16 protein-coding genes are annotated in these 14258 nt (G+C 66.6%); 2 read left to right on the top strand and 14 right to left on the bottom strand.

Annotated features, from left to right (window positions below; genetic code table 11):
* Positions 1-55: 55 nt before the first annotated feature.
* Positions 56-664, bottom strand: a complete 609-nt coding sequence (locus ACQR1F_RS01530) for a copper chaperone PCu(A)C (protein WP_316217759.1) — start codon at positions 662-664, stop codon at positions 56-58.
* Between the two features lie 54 nt (positions 665-718).
* Between ACQR1F_RS01530 and ACQR1F_RS01525 the strand changes: the two genes are divergently transcribed.
* Together ACQR1F_RS01525 and ACQR1F_RS01520 are read left to right on the top strand one after the other, a co-directional pair.
* Complete coding sequence (locus tag ACQR1F_RS01525) at positions 719-1432, top strand: GntR family transcriptional regulator (protein ID WP_434886286.1); 714 nt, start codon at positions 719-721, stop codon at positions 1430-1432.
* Positions 1433-1532: 100 nt separating this feature from the next.
* The gene (locus ACQR1F_RS01520) at positions 1533-2219 is read left to right on the top strand and encodes a GntR family transcriptional regulator (protein ID WP_434845750.1); all 687 of its coding nucleotides are present in this window, start codon (positions 1533-1535) and stop codon (positions 2217-2219) included.
* A gap of 136 nt (positions 2220-2355) precedes the next feature.
* Here ACQR1F_RS01520 and ACQR1F_RS01515 read toward each other — a convergent pair whose 3' ends face one another.
* The 13 genes from ACQR1F_RS01515 to ACQR1F_RS01455 are packed head-to-tail and all read right to left on the bottom strand — an operon-like array spanning position 2356 to position 14245.
* On the bottom strand, positions 2356-3723 hold the full coding sequence (locus ACQR1F_RS01515) for a sensor histidine kinase (RefSeq protein ID WP_316181655.1): 1368 nt from the start codon (positions 3721-3723) through the stop codon (positions 2356-2358).
* Positions 3698-5155, bottom strand: coding sequence for a sigma-54-dependent transcriptional regulator (locus ACQR1F_RS01510; RefSeq protein WP_434912432.1), 1458 nt, complete (start codon positions 5153-5155; stop codon positions 3698-3700). Before ACQR1F_RS01510 ends, ACQR1F_RS01515 begins: the two co-directional genes overlap by 26 nt.
* Positions 5156-5163: 8 nt before the next feature.
* The gene (hypE, locus tag ACQR1F_RS01505) at positions 5164-6204 is read right to left on the bottom strand and encodes a hydrogenase expression/formation protein HypE (protein WP_434912431.1); all 1041 of its coding nucleotides are present in this window, start codon (positions 6202-6204) and stop codon (positions 5164-5166) included.
* Positions 6201-7328: a hydrogenase formation protein HypD gene (gene hypD / locus ACQR1F_RS01500; protein WP_434912430.1), complete on the bottom strand. Its 1128-nt coding sequence runs from the start codon at positions 7326-7328 to the stop codon at positions 6201-6203. The genes hypE and hypD overlap by 4 nt, the downstream gene beginning before the upstream one ends.
* Positions 7325-7561: a HypC/HybG/HupF family hydrogenase formation chaperone gene (locus ACQR1F_RS01495; RefSeq protein WP_315802071.1), complete on the bottom strand. Its 237-nt coding sequence runs from the start codon at positions 7559-7561 to the stop codon at positions 7325-7327. The genes hypD and ACQR1F_RS01495 overlap by 4 nt, the downstream gene beginning before the upstream one ends.
* On the bottom strand, positions 7561-9825 hold the full coding sequence (gene hypF, locus ACQR1F_RS01490) for a carbamoyltransferase HypF (RefSeq protein WP_434912429.1): 2265 nt from the start codon (positions 9823-9825) through the stop codon (positions 7561-7563). Before hypF ends, ACQR1F_RS01495 begins: the two co-directional genes overlap by 1 nt.
* Entirely contained in the window at positions 9822-10787 is a 966-nt protein-coding gene (gene hypB, locus ACQR1F_RS01485) for a hydrogenase nickel incorporation protein HypB (RefSeq protein WP_316181649.1), read from the bottom strand. Before hypB ends, hypF begins: the two co-directional genes overlap by 4 nt.
* Positions 10787-11128 (bottom strand): hydrogenase maturation nickel metallochaperone HypA, encoded by a 342-nt coding sequence (gene hypA, locus ACQR1F_RS01480; RefSeq protein WP_315802068.1) that lies wholly within the window; start codon positions 11126-11128, stop codon positions 10787-10789. Before hypA ends, hypB begins: the two co-directional genes overlap by 1 nt.
* On the bottom strand, positions 11121-12227 hold the full coding sequence (locus tag ACQR1F_RS01475; protein WP_434912428.1) for a nickel-dependent hydrogenase large subunit: 1107 nt from the start codon (positions 12225-12227) through the stop codon (positions 11121-11123). Before ACQR1F_RS01475 ends, hypA begins: the two co-directional genes overlap by 8 nt.
* Positions 12224-12733 carry a [NiFe]-hydrogenase assembly chaperone HybE gene (gene hybE / locus ACQR1F_RS01470; RefSeq protein ID WP_434894442.1) on the bottom strand — a complete coding sequence of 170 codons (510 nt, stop codon included), beginning with the start codon at positions 12731-12733 and terminating at the stop codon, positions 12224-12226. The genes ACQR1F_RS01475 and hybE overlap by 4 nt, the downstream gene beginning before the upstream one ends.
* Entirely contained in the window at positions 12730-12942 is a 213-nt protein-coding gene (locus tag ACQR1F_RS01465) for a rubredoxin (protein WP_315736715.1), read from the bottom strand. The genes hybE and ACQR1F_RS01465 overlap by 4 nt, the downstream gene beginning before the upstream one ends.
* A complete protein-coding gene (locus ACQR1F_RS01460; RefSeq protein ID WP_315802065.1) occupies positions 12939-13802 on the bottom strand; it encodes a hydrogenase expression/formation protein in 864 nt (287 codons plus the stop codon). Before ACQR1F_RS01460 ends, ACQR1F_RS01465 begins: the two co-directional genes overlap by 4 nt.
* Positions 13799-14245 (bottom strand): hydrogenase accessory protein, encoded by a 447-nt coding sequence (locus ACQR1F_RS01455; RefSeq protein WP_316181767.1) that lies wholly within the window; start codon positions 14243-14245, stop codon positions 13799-13801. The genes ACQR1F_RS01460 and ACQR1F_RS01455 overlap by 4 nt, the downstream gene beginning before the upstream one ends.
* Positions 14246-14258 lie beyond the last annotated feature (13 nt).

Here is a 14258-nt window from a genome sequence, read left to right as displayed (position 1 = left end):
GCGAATACCGCTCCGCCGAGCCCGAAGGCGGAGAGCAGCAGGCGACAAACACGCTTCAAGGGGACTTGCGAACCTCGACCTCCGTTTCGATGGATCCTGCTTTCTGGAACACGATCGTGCAGGTGAAGCGCCTGCCTGGCTCGAGCGGCTCCCGCGTCTGCAGCAGCATGACGTGATAGGCGGTCGGCAGCAGCACCAGCGTGCTGCCTGCAGCGATGGGAATGTTGGGAATGGAGCGCATCGCCGGAGCGCCTTCGCCGCGATCGACGGTGTGCCGCTCAGAGAAATTGGCGACCGGACAGCGCACGCGCATCAAGGCTTCCGGCGCGGTCGTGTCGTTCTTGATCGTGATCAGCAGCGGGATGTCGCGCCCCACCTCGGGCGCCGCCGGCACCCAGGCGTCGGACAAGGTCAACCCTTCTCCGGCCGCGGCGAGCGCAGGCGTCATCGCGCCGAACGACGTAACCGACGCCACCAGCAATGCGCGCGACACCGCCGACATCACACCGGCGCGCACGCTGCCCTCCGGGCGCACGGACCAGACCTGACCGCACTCCCGACTGGTCGGATCTTCCGACAACGGAGTCCCTCCCCTGTTTGGCCGCTTTTTAACTTGCCTTAGTGCGGCGCCTTTTCTGAATTCGTACTCTGAATTCGAATGCATCGCAAATCGATTTTCGGACTTGACATGCTAATGTCCGGCAAAATGTGATGGCCCATGCGAATCGTGCCCGCCGCTCCCTCTCTGGTCGACCAGGTCGTCGAGGCGATCACTGACGAGATCGTCAGTGGAGTTCTCACGCCGGGCTCGCGGCTGATCCAAGATGATCTGGCTCAGGCTTACGGGGTGTCGCGCCAGCCGGTTCAGCAGGCGCTGATCCTGTTGCGCGGCTGCGGGCTGGTGCAGAGCGCGCCGGGCCGCGGCCTGATCGTGGCGCCGCTGGACCCCGCCTTCGTCCGGGATCTCTATGAGATGCGCGCCGTTCTCGAAGGCCTCGCGGCGCGGCTGGCCGCCGAGCGCGCGAGCGAGCGTGCCGCGCGCGAAGGCCCGGACTACATCGCGGCCGGCCACGAGGCGGTGAAGAGCGGGCTCGTCAACCGCAAGATCGAGACCGACATCGCCTTCCATCAATTCCTCGGCGACCTCTCCGGCAACGCGCTGATCGGCGAGACGATGGCGCCGCATTGGCCATGCCTGAAGCGGGTGATGTCCGACGTGCTGCAGAAGGAGCAGAGCATGTCCCGGATGGTCTGGGACGAGCACGAGGACATTCTTGCAGCCGTGATCGAGGGCCGCAGCGCCGAGGCCGAACGGCTGAGCCGCGAGCACATTTCGCGCGCGGCCAGTGTGTTCATCCATCACCTCAAAATCCAGCAGGACAGCAACTCCAAGCAGCGGCGGACGCTCGCCGCGCGGAAACTCTCGGTATGACCCCATTCAGACCGACCTCGTCCGCCATGCGAGCGCCGGGCTCCGGGACGGCAGTCTCACACGCGCGACCGGACATCACACCTGATCCCGTGGAGGCCGTGTGCCACCGCTGAAGACACAGCCGAGCCTGACCGAACGCGTCTACGAGCGCATTCTCTCCGACATCGTCGGCGGCGAGCTGCCGGAATCCGCCCGCCTCATCCAGGACGATCTCGCCCGCGACCTCGGCGTCTCGCGCCAGCCGGTGCAGCAGGCCCTGCTGCTGCTGCGCAATCAGGGGTTCGTCCGCGACGCGCCGGGCCGCGGCCTGGAAGTCGCGCCGATCGACACGGACTTCATCCGCAACCTCTATGAAATACGCGCCGTCGCCGAGGGCCTCGCCTGCCGGCTCGCGGCGACGCGCGGCGCCGAGCGCGCGGCCGAGGAGGGCCCCAAGCTAATCGAGCAGGGCCGGCGCGCCGAGCGCGAGCATTCGGTCGAGAAGCTGATCGAGGCCGACGTCAAGTTTCATGAATTCCTCTACGAGATCTCCGGCAACTCCGTCATCCAGGACACCACCCTGCCGCATTGGCTGCATCTGAGGCGCCTGATGGGCGAGGTGCTGATGCGCGACGAGACCCCGCGGCGGATCTGGGACCAGCACGAGGACATCCTGCGGGCGGTGATCGCAGGCGATGCGCAGACAGCCGAGGATCTTGCCCGGCAGCACATCACGCGGACCGCCACGGTGCTGCTGGCGCGGCTGTCGAAGCAGCGCGAGCCCGTGCCGGTCGCGACGGCGTCCTGATCACGTCGGACTTGGCCTTTGCCGGCGACGTCCGGCAACCCCGCGTCAGGAATCCCGGCATCGCCTCGGACGTTCAAGGAAGATGAGGACGCTCAGCATCCCATGTCGGCGTCGGCGGCAGCCCCTGCGCGCATCGTCAAGCCGCCGGCAAGGTGAAAGAGAACGTGGCGCCGCCCTGCGGCTCGTTGCTGGCCAGCAGTTCGCCGCCGTGCTCGCGAACGATGCCGTAGCTGATCCACAGCCCGAGCCCCGTCCCCTCCCCGACGCGCTTGGTCGTGAAGAACGGCTCGAAGATGTGGGTCAGATGATCCTTGTCGATGCCGGGGCCGTTGTCGGTGATGCGAAAGGCGATCTCGCTGCCCTGGCGCATCACCGCGACCAGAAGGCGCGGCAGGTCGGTCGATCGCATCGCGTCGATCGCGTTCTCCACGAGGTTGACGATCACCTGATGCAGCTGGCCTTCGTTGCCGGAGATCCACAGATCCGGCTCGACCTCGATCTGGATGTCGACACGATGCTGCTTGGTGCGCCCCGCCCACAGCACGGCGGTATTGATCAGTCGCTCGATGTTGACGCGCTCGACCTCGCCGAGCTTCGAGAACGACAGGCGGCGCAGGTTCTTGACGATCTCGCTGATGCGCACCGCGCCTTCCAGCGTGCCATCGATCAGCGGGCCAAAATCCTCCAGGATGGCATCGATCCTGAGATCTTTGCGAAGCGCAGCGACATCATCCGCGACCGGCTGCTCGTGGATGGCATCGAGATAGCCGACCAGCGAGGTGCGGTAGCGCATCAGGGTGTGGATGTTGCCGTAGACGAAGCTGATCGGATTGTTCAGCTCGTGGGCCACGCCGGCGACGAGGCGGCCGAGGCTCGCCATCTTCTCCTGCTCGACCAATTGCCGCTGCGCCCGCTGCAGCTCCTGATGCGCCTTGTGCAGGGCCTCATAGGCGCGGCGCAGCTCGCCGATCGGGCGCCCCGTCAGCACCACGCCGATGAAGCGGCCGCGATGGTCATGCCGCGGCGAGCTGTTGATCGCGAACAGGTCGGAGCTGACGCCGGCGGCCGCGGCAAAGCGCAATTCACCGTCGACCACATCGGCGCTGCTGCGCGGCGTCAGCAGCGCGGCGAGCTTGGGCCGATGATCGGGATCGATCATCTCGGCGATGTTGCGACCTGCGATGTCGGCCAAAGCCCGTCCCGATGTCTGCAGAAAGGCGGAGTTGGCCTGCTGTACCGTGCCCCTGGCGTCACAGACGACCAGGATGTCGGAGACGGACTCGATGACGTTGGTGACGAACGCCTGGGCTTCCTCGAGCTCGGCGTTCTTGTGCTCGAGATCGACCTCGTAGCGCAGCAGGTCGGAATAGACCTCGTCCATCTTGCGGATCACTTCGATCCACACGCCTTCGCGCTCGCTGTCGAGTTCGAGCGTGCTGCTGCTCGCGATCAGCTTGAGCAGCGTGTCAGCCCCGGACTCAGGAGAGTGAGTGGCCTTTGCCATGCTTCTTCAGATCGTATCTCGACAGTTTGTTCCGGAGCCCCACCCGGGACAGGCCGAGCTCGCTGGCGACGCGACTGATGTTACCATCATATTTCTCCAGACAGTGAACGATGATGGTCTTTTCGAGATCCTCGACCTTGTCCTTCAGGCTCCCGGAACCATTGAGCTTGCCATTGGCGATCGCGGGCGCGGCGCGGCGGCCGCCGCGCCGGCCGGCAAACGGCGGACAGCGCAGTTCGTCGGCATCGGCCAGCACGGCCATGCGCTGGATCTCGTTCTGCAACTCGCGAACGTTGCCGGGCCAGTGATAGCGGGAGAATTCCTCAAGCGCCGCCGGTGCGAACCGCAGATGCGGCTGGTTGAACGATGTCTTCACCGCCGATAGCACGCCCTCGGCGATCAGCGGAATGTCCATCGGCCGTTCGCGCAAGGACGGCATGTGCACCGGAAACGCGGCGAGCCGGTAGTACAGGTCGCGCCGGAAGCGGCCCGCCTCGACTTCGGCCTCGAGATCCCGGTTGGTCGCGGCGACCACGCGCACATCGACCTGGCGCACGCGCTGCGCGCCGAGCGGCCGGATCTCGCTCTCCTGCAGCACGCGCAGCAGCTTGACCTGAAAGGCGGGGGATGTCTCGCCGATCTCGTCGAGAAAGATGGTGCCGCCGTCGGCGACCTCGAACAGGCCGATGCGGTCCTGATAGGCGCCGGTGAACGCGCCCTTCTTGCAGCCGAACAGCTCGCTTTCGAGCAGCTCATCCGGCAGCGCGCCGCAATTCTCGACCACGAAGGCCTTGGTGGCGCGCGCAGAGCCATAATGAATCGCACGTGCGAGCAGCTCCTTGCCGGTGCCGGATTCGCCGGTGATCAAGACCGAGATGTCGTAGTCGGCAGCGCGCCGGCCGAGCTCGATCACGTTGCGCATCGGGCTCGCGGCCGAATGCACGATGCGGTCGAAATCATAGAGCTGTTTGGCGGCGCCGCGCTTGACCGACACGACCTTCTTGATATGGGCCGGCGTGGCCTTCACGTCGACGCCGGCGGTCTCCGTCTCCTTCTGCAGCCGGTAGAGCTGCACGGCCTCGCGGACGATCTCGATCAGGCGGTCCGGCTGCCAGGGTTTCGTGATGTACTGATAGATGCCGGCCTCGTTGAGGCCGGCGATGATGTCCTCGGAATCCGAATAGCCCGAGATGATCATCCTGACAGGGTCGGGCCACATCTCGCGCACGCGCTTCAGGAAGCTGACGCCGGATTCCTGCGGCATGCGCTGGTCGCAGATCACCGCATGCACGATCTCGCCTTCGAGCAGCTTCTCGGCATCGTTGGTGTTGCCCGCACACAAGACCTCGAAATCCTGGTTGAGGACGCGCCGCAGCGCCTCCTGTGACCGGACCTCGTCGTCCACGACCAGTATCGTTCCCTGGATGCCCATCGCGCGTCTCAGCAGATCCGCGGCAACTGCTCGCCCGACAGCCAGTCGACGATGCGGCCGCCGCCGAAGCTCGTCGCCATCTGGACGAAGCGATGATCATCGGCCACAGCTTCGCCGATCTCAGCCGCATCGCGGCCGAGCGGATGCGCCCTCATGGCGGCGAGAACGGCGCCGGCCAGCTCAGGCGCGACGATCGCGACCAGCTTGCCCTCATTGGCGACGTGGAGTGGATCGAGCCCGAGCAGCTCGCAGGCGGCCGCGACCGCCGGCTTCACCGGAATCGCTTCCTCCTGCAGACGGAAGCCCAGATTCGACTGCTGGGCGATCTCGTTCATCGTGGCCGCAACCCCGCCGCGCGTGGGATCGCGCATCAGCCGGATGCCGGCGCCGCCGGCTGCGACCATGTCGGCGACGAGACCGTGCAGCGAGGCCGAGTCGGAGACGATCTCGGTGTCGAAGGTGAGGTTCTGCCGCCGCGACATGATCGCCACGCCGTGGTCGCCGAGGCTGCCGGACAGCAGCACGCGGTCACCGGGCTTGGCCTTGTCGGCAGAGAGATCGAGGCCTTGCGGCAGCACGCCGACACCGGCCGTCGAAATGAACACGCCATCCGCCTTGCCGCGCTCGACCACCTTGGTATCGCCGGTGATGATCGCGATGCCGGCCTCGCGCGCCGCCTCGCCCATCGCATCGGCGATCCGCTTCAGGTCGGAAAACGGAAACCCCTCCTCGATGATGAAGCTGGCCGACAGATACAGCGGCCTGGCGCCGGCCATGGCGATGTCGTTGACCGTGCCGTGCACCGCGAGCGAGCCGATATTGCCGCCGGGGAAGAACAGCGGCGAGACGACATAGCCGTCGGTCGTCATCACCATGCGGCCGGCCGCGACGTCGAACGCCGACTGGTCGTTGCCGCGCGCCAGCCATTCGTTGCCGAACGCCTCGTGGAACAGGCCGGCAATCAGTTGCGCCATCGCGCGGCCGCCGGCGCCGTGCGAGAGGTCGACGCAACCGCTCTTGATGTCGAGCCGGCGCTGGTGAATGCTCATGATGCGAGCCTCCGCTGATGGTCGCGGAAGCGGCCATAGGTCCAATGCGCCGCGCAGGCGCCTTCCGACGACACCATGCAGGAGCCGATCGGCGTCTCCGGCGTGCAGGCGGTACCGAACAACTTGCAGTCCACCGGCTTCTTCAGGCCGCGCAGAATGGCCGGACACTCGCAGGCCGGATTGTCGGCGACGATCAGCTCGGACATCGCGAAGCGCAGCTCGGCGTCGAGATGCGCAAAGGCGGGCCGCAATTTCAATGCGCTCGCCGGAATGCTGCCGAGCCCGCGCCATTCGAACTGATCGCGCAACTCGAAGATCTCGGCGACCTCGCGGATGGCGCGCTGGTTGCCGCTGCCGGTCACCGCGCGGCGATACTGGTTCTCGACCTCGTGACGGCCGTCATTGACCTGCTCGATCAGCATCAGGATCGCCTGCATCATGTCGAGCGGCTCGAAGCCCGCGATCACGACCGGCTTGCCGTCATCGCGCGCGAACGGCGCGTAGGGCTCGGTACCGATCACGGTCGAGACATGCGCCGGTCCGACGAAGCCGTCGATCTCGATCGGCGTGTCGCTGTCGAGGATCGCGCGCATCGCCGGCGGCGTCAGCACGTGGTTGCAGAACACCGTGAAGTTCGACAATTGCTTCTTCTCGGCGGCCCGGATCATCACGGCGGTCGGCGGCGTCGTCGTCTCGAAGCCGATGGCGAAGAACACCACCTCGCGACCAGGATTCTGCTCGGCCAGCGCGATCGCATCCAGCGTCGAGTATATCATGCGGATGTCAGCGCCGCGCGCTTTCGCCTTGAGCAGCGAGGACCCGCGCGAGCCCGGCACGCGCATCAGGTCGCCATAGACGCAGAGGATGACCTCGGGGCGTTCGGCGAGCGCGATCGCCATGTCGATGCGCCCGGCCGGCAGCACGCAGACCGGACAGCCGGGACCGTGGATCATGCGCACATTGTCCGGCAGCATGTCCTCGAGGCCATAGCGCGCGATCGCATGGGTGTGGCCGCCGCAGAACTCCATGAAGCGATAGGCGCGCGCCGGATCGGCCTTGGCGCGGATGGCGCGCGCAAGCCCGGTCGCCAGTTCCTTGTCCCGAAACTCGTCGGCATATTTCATGGTCTGACCTCCGCCACAACCTCGCCCATCTGCCGGAGCAGGTCGAGCGTCTCGCGCGCCTCCTCCGGATCGATCCTGGCCAGCGCATGGCCGACATGAAGAATGACGTAGTCGCCGACGGCGATCTCCTCGATCAGCGCGATCGAGACCTCCTTGCTGACGCCGTCGATCGAGACGATCGCCATGTCGTCAGGCAAGAGCTTGATCACCTCGGCAGGAATGGCCAGGCACATCAGACGGTCCCTCCAGACACCATATTGTTTTGCGTGAGATGCAGACCCGCCACCCAGGCCTGCCCGAGGCTGAGGCCGCCATCATTGGGCGGCAGCCGCCGCGGCAGCAGCGGATCGAGGCCCGCGGAACGGCAGCCACGCACGATCAGTTCGGCCAGATGCGCATTGAGGAAACAGCCGCCGCTCAGCACGATCATGCCGATGCCCGTCGCGCGCGATGCTCTCACGGTCCAGTCGACGCAGGCCGCGGCCAAGGTGCCGTGAAGCAGCTCCGCCGCCGCGACGGCGTCGAGATCTCGCGCGATCAGATGCGCGAGCAGCGGCCGCAGCGACAGCACGCCATCGGCAATGGTCCAGCCGCGCTCCAGCGCCGCCGGTTCGCGCACCAGCGCCTCCAGCTTCATGGCCGCCTCGCCTTCGTAGCTCTGCACCGTGTTGACACCGAGCAGGCCGGCCACGGCATCGAACAACCGGCCGGCACTGCTGGTGACCGCGGCATCGGCACGATTCAGCAGCATCGAAATGTTGCGCGCTTGCGGCTGGGCTGTGAAACGCTGTTCGATCTCGTCACCGTGACCTAAATCGTGCAGCACGGACGCTGCCATCCGCCACGGCTCCCGTGCGGCCCGGTCGCCGCCCGGCATCTTCAAGGGAGCGAGATGGCCGAGGCGCTGGAAGCCCGCTCCGTCGCACGACAGCAACTCACCGCCCCAGGCGCCGCCATCGCTGCCATAGCCATAGCCATCCAGCACCAGCGCGAGGGCGGGGCTGGTCACGCCGTGCTCGGCCATGACCGAGGCCGCATGCGCATGGTGATGCTGCACCGGCAGCGTCGGCAGACCGTGTGCCAGCGCGAACCGCGTCGACGCCATGTCCGGGTGCAGGTCATGCGCGATCGCGACCGGCTCGACGTCCAGGATGGAGGTGAGATGCGCGATCGTCTCCTCGAAGAAGCGGATCGCAGCCCCGGTGTCGAGATCGCCGAGATGCTGCGACACGAATGCCTCGTCGCCGCGCGTCACCGTCACCGTCGCCTTCAGCTGAGCGCCGACCGCGATCACCGGCGGCATGGCGCGCGCGAGCCGGATCGGCTCCGGAACATAGCCGCGCGCGCGCCTGACGAAGCGGGGAACGCCGGCCACGACAGCAAGCACGGAATCGTCGGCGCGGATGACGATGCCGCGATCGTGGGTGACGATCAGATCCGCAATGTCGGCGAGGTCCGCGCGCGCCTCGTCATTGTCGGTCAGCAGCGGCTCGCCACTTGGATTGGCGCTGGTGCAGACCACCGCCCATGGTCCATCAGCGGCCGGCCGGCGCGCCTCCAGCGCATGGAAGATCAGATGATGCAGCGGTGCGAGCGGCAGCAACACGCCGATCTTCGAAAGGCCCGGTGCGACCGAGGACGCGACACGTTGGCGCGAGCGCAGCAGCACGATCGGTCGCGCCACCTGCTCCAGCAGCGCGCGCGCAGGCGCATCAATCTCGGCAATCTCGGTTGCAGCGTCGACCGTAGCGAGCATCACGGCGAACGGCTTGCCATCGCGCTGCTTGCGCGCGCGCAGCCGCTGGACGGCCTGCTCATCCCGGGCGTCGCACAGCAGCTGATAGCCACCGAGACCCTTGATGGCCACGATCCTGCCATTCGCGAGCACGGCTGCGATATCATCGATGCCATGGCTGAGCTGCGGACCGCAGCGCGGACAAGAGATCGCTTCGGCATGAAAGCGGCGCCCGGCGGGATCTTCGTAGTCGGACCGGCACGCCTCGCACATCGGAAAGCGCTTCATCGAAGTGGACGCGCGATCGTAAGGCAGGCGCTCGGCGATGGTGAAGCGCGGGCCGCAATGGGTGCAGTTGACGAAGGGATAGAGATGGAAGCGGCTATTGCGATCGAACAGCTCGGCCAGGCACGCGTCACAGGTGGCGGCGTCGGGCACGATCCGCGTCGTGACGCGCCCGCCCGTGCTCTGGGCGATCCGGAAGCCCGTGCTGCAATCGGCCACGATCGGCTCGACAGCGATGTCGTCGATGCGGGCCAGCGGCGGCGCCTGCCGCGGCAGCGCCGCGACGAAGTCAGCGACCTCGTCGCCCTCGACCTCGATCAGCACGCCATCAGCGTCATTGGCGACGAAGCCGCCGAGCCGATGGCGCGTGGCCAGGCCGTGGACATAGGGACGAAAGCCGACGCCCTGCACGGCGCCGCGGACGCGGAGCCTGAGGCGCGCATGGTTCGCCGCCGATGTCCGGCCGGGCGTGCTCATCCCCGCACCGCGTTCGCTGCGCTCGCCCGCATCCGCTCAGACTGCTTCCTGATCCAGGCGTAGAACGCAGAAAGGCCCTCGCCTGTCTTCGCGGAGATCGTCAGCACCTCGATCTTCGGATTGACGCGGCGGGCATATTCGATCGTCTGCGCAAGATCGAAATCGAGCACCGGCGCCAGATCGATCTTGTTGATCAGCATCAGCGATGATGCCGCGAACATGTCGGGATATTTGAGCGGCTTGTCTTCGCCCTCGGTGGTCGAGAACACGACGATCTTGCAAGCTTCGCCGAGATCGAAGGCGGCCGGACAGACGAGGTTGCCGACATTCTCGATGAACAGCAGCCCGCCGCGCAATGACGGCAGCCGGCCAAAGGCTTCGCCGACCATGGCCGCGTCGAGATGACAGCCCTTGCCGGTGTTGATCTGGATCGCCGGCACGCCGGTGGCGCGGATGCGCTCGGCATCGTTGGAGGTCTGCTGGTCGCCCTCGATCACCGCGACGGGCCGGCTCTGCTTGAGATCGGAGACGGCGCGCACCAGCAGCGAGGTCTTGCCGGCGCCTGGGCTGGAGACGAAATTGAATGCCAGCACGTCATGCGCGGCGAAGCGCGCGCGGTTTTCTGCCGCGAGCCGGTTGTTCTTGCCGAGAATGTCGCGTTCGATCTGGATGATGCGCCCGCTGGAGAGACCGGCAACCTCCTGTCCGGCCGGATTGGCCGAACAGTCGACGTGGTCGGCAGCATGATCATGATGATGATCATGCGCGCGACCGTGATCATGATGGTGATCATCGTGATGGTGACCATGCTCGTGATCATGATGGCCGTAATGGTGATGATGTCCGGACTGATCATGGCTGTGATCATGTCCATGAGCATGATGATGCTCGCCGTGATCGTGATCATGATCACCGGTCTCGATGGAGGACTTGCCGTCACTGCAGCCACACACCGTGCACATTACTCGACCTCCAGCTCCTTGACCCGCATGTCCTCACCGCCCGTGACCTGCAGCTGATGACTGCCGCAGACCGGACAAGGCTGATAGCGTTGGCTGATCTCGACGCTGCGCGAGCAGCCCAGGCACCATGCCGTGCCCGGCTGTTCGATGATCTCGAGCGCTGCCCCCTGCAACAGGGTCTTCGCGGTCACCGCCTCGAAACAGAATCGCAGCGCCTCCGGCGCGACATGGCTGAGCGCACCGATCTCCAACCATACGGTCTTCACCGTGGAGAAGGCGCCCTTGCGTGCCTCCTGCTCGACGATCTCGACGATGCCTTCGCACAGCGCCATTTCATGCATCGGCCATCCCCCGGAACGCCAGGTGATAGCCGACGCAGGGATCGAACGATCCGACCATCGTATGGACGGCGTGGCGATCGACGGTGCCGCGCAGCGCAACTCCCGTGAGGCTCCTCACGACAGGACCGCGCGGGTGAAAGTTCCATTCCGTCGGCGCCAGATACTCGAAACGCGAGACCGTGCCGTGCGCATCCAGCTCGATCGCGTGATGCAGCCGGCCGCGCGCGCATTCGACCGCGGCGGCGCCGCGCCGCGGGCCAAGCCCGTAGCTTGCGACGGCATGCGGGTCGGCCGCGGCGGCCTCCGCCTCACCCGCCTCGATCAAGCGGAGCAGCTCGGCAATCTCAGCGATCTTGGCTGAGAGGCGTTCGACGGGGCCGGCTGATGCCAACTGATGGCGCTCCGCATAGCGGGCCCAGACTCCGGTCTCCGGAACGCGGCCGTCAAGTTCGGGAGCCTCAGCAAAGGCAGATCCCACGTCGATCAATCGCGTGACGATGGCGCCATCATCGGCGGCCGACAGGATGTCGTGCTCGGCCGGCATGTGGCTCCATCCTCCATCATCGGCGGCCTTCCGGGCCGCGTCCATCATCGATGCAAGCGGAGTTCCCGGCAGAACCGGCTCCGCTGGCCAGCCTATGCCCAGAGCCACCATGCCCATCTTGATTTGAGACAAGGTTGCAGCGCGAGATTGCGGCGGGGCATCAGCGTCGGAAGGCGTCTGCAGCGAGGCGATCGCCTGCAACAGCCGTTGCACCGGCTGCGCGACACTGCGATTGTCCGCCATTGAAGCAATCAGCAGACCGCGCATGAGTTCGGCGAAGCGTTCCGCCAGCACGGCCTGGATCCGACGATGGCGCGTCGACGGCGCAGCCTGCTCGCCGCGGGCCGCCTCCAGCGCCGAGAGCAGCGCGACCTGGTGTGCACCGGCGCACAGCGAGAACAGCCGCGGCAGGGCCGCAAGCAGCATCTCGGCCGGCTTGCCGGCGAACAGCCGTTCCAGCGGCGGCCGCGTGCGCGGCTGAATGTCGACGCCGACGATCAGCTGATCAGCGACCGACAGCGTGACGTCGATGCGGTTGCGGAACGTGAGGATCATGCGCGGCCCTCGGAAAGGGTCCCACGCAGGAACGCCCGGCGATCGATCGTGCTCGACGCCTTCGCAGCGCGTTCGGACGACAGGTCATCCTCCGGCGCCGTCATCAGCGCGGCCAGCGCGGCCTCCGCCGCCGCACGCGCCGCGGCCATGTCCGCGAACTCGAACATCGGCGAGAACAGCGAGCAGCTCGCGATCCGCCCGATCCCGGCGATATCACCGATCGTGAACTCGAACGAGCCGGCCGGAAGCACGATCTTGACGACGGATCCCGCGGAGCCCTGGGCGGCCGGAGTGACCAGGTTCATGAACCACGGCGTGACGACGATGCCGAGGATGCGGCCCTCGACAACCGAAAATCCAATCGCCTCGACGTCGAGCGCGTCGTGATAGATCGGCAGATCGCGCATCGCACGCGCGCCGATCTCGCGATAGAAGCCGGCGAGACGCTCGCCCCACGCGACCGGCGTGACGTCAGACGTGCCCTGCCCGGCCGCCTCAGCGCTCATGGCTCGACCACCATGAACTTGGCTTTCGGCGCATCGCAGTTCGGGCAATGCCAGTCGTCCGGCAGCGCCGCGAACGGCGTCCCCGGCGGAATCTGCGCGACGCCGTCACCTTCGGCCGGATCGTAGCGCGTCCAGCAGATGCCGCACTCCAGCAACACGTCATCAGCGAGATCGCTGCGGACACCGAAATTCTCGAAGCCGCCGCTCATGTGAAATAGGCCTCGATGATCTGGGTCAGGCGCTCGGCCGAATCCTCGAAATCCTCAGCCGCGGCGAGCGCGACCACCGGCACGCCGCCGACTTCGAGGGTGTCGAGAATGATCGTATCCATGGCGTTGAAGAACTGCACCGACCAGACATGGCGGATGCCGGTCGCGAGCACGCGGCAGGTGCCGTAGCCGCGCGACATCAACTGGATCGGGCCGTTGCCGAGCGTCTGCTGCAGGAAACTCATGTCGGCCGGGCTCATCGGCAGCAGCGTGAAGTTGATGGTCTGCGAGCGCTGGCCCGGTCGCCAGGACAGCGCGCGCTCGCGGATCTCGGCGAGCACCGGCAGCGCGTTCATCGTGCCCTCGGGCACAGGGCCGATCACGATGTCACCCGCGGTCAGATCGGCGGCGGCGCGCGACACGATCTCCGGCACGGCGCCGACCTCGATGTAGTCGTGGCGCTCATCCGCTTCCAGCCGCACCCGCCAGATGCCGGCGAGCACCGATTCCTGGATTTGAGCCAGCGTCCCGTCGGGAAGAGCTACGACGCCCGCGACCTCGCCCTCGCCCAGCACGTCGTCGATCAGCCGCCGCTCGAGATCGTTGAGGCCTTCGAGACGGAATAATTGCGTCGGTGCGCCGGCAGTCTGCGCCGCGATGGCGGATGCAATCGTCGACAGCAATTCGACCGCGCGCGGGCAGCTCCGCGCCAGCGCCTCCGAGTCGAGCGAGGCCAGCTTGGCCAGCGCTCCGGAAGCGGTCAGCCCCTTGTGGGAGGTATCGAGCGCCTCTTCGCCGATCGGAAAGATGTTGACCGGCTCCTCGGCTCCTTCAGGCGCGATCCAGAATCCCGGCTTCATCGCTCGACTCCCGCAGGCTGATGGACTGGGACGATGCTGGCGACGACCGCCGCCGTCGCGCCCTGCGGCCGGTCGATCAGCCGCGAGATGCGGTCGACATAGACAGACCAGTCCTGGATCTTGGCGATCAGGCCAAGCGTCTCCGCGCCGCGGCACAGGATCAGGCTCGGCTGCACGCGCACGCCAAATCGCGCCCCGAGCTCGGCCTCCGCGTCGCGCGCGATGATCGCGCCACGCAGCCGGCCCTGAAACGCCGTGATCAGCTCCGGCAGCACGATGGCCACGTCCAGCGCCTCCGGAAATCGCGCGGGATCCCCGGCCGACAGCAGCACGGCGACAAGCCCGGCGCAATCAGCCTCGGCGAGAAAGGCATCGACGGTGCCGGTATCGACCTCCGGCAACCCGCCTCGCGCGCGCGCGGGGTCACGCTGCTGCATTTCCATCGGTGTTTCTCCC

This window comes from Bradyrhizobium sp. HKCCYLS3013 (genome assembly GCF_051167615.1).
GTDB lineage: Bacteria > Pseudomonadota > Alphaproteobacteria > Rhizobiales > Xanthobacteraceae > Bradyrhizobium.
Note: the sequence above shows the minus strand (reverse complement) of the source record. Positions and strands in the feature narration are given on the sequence as shown.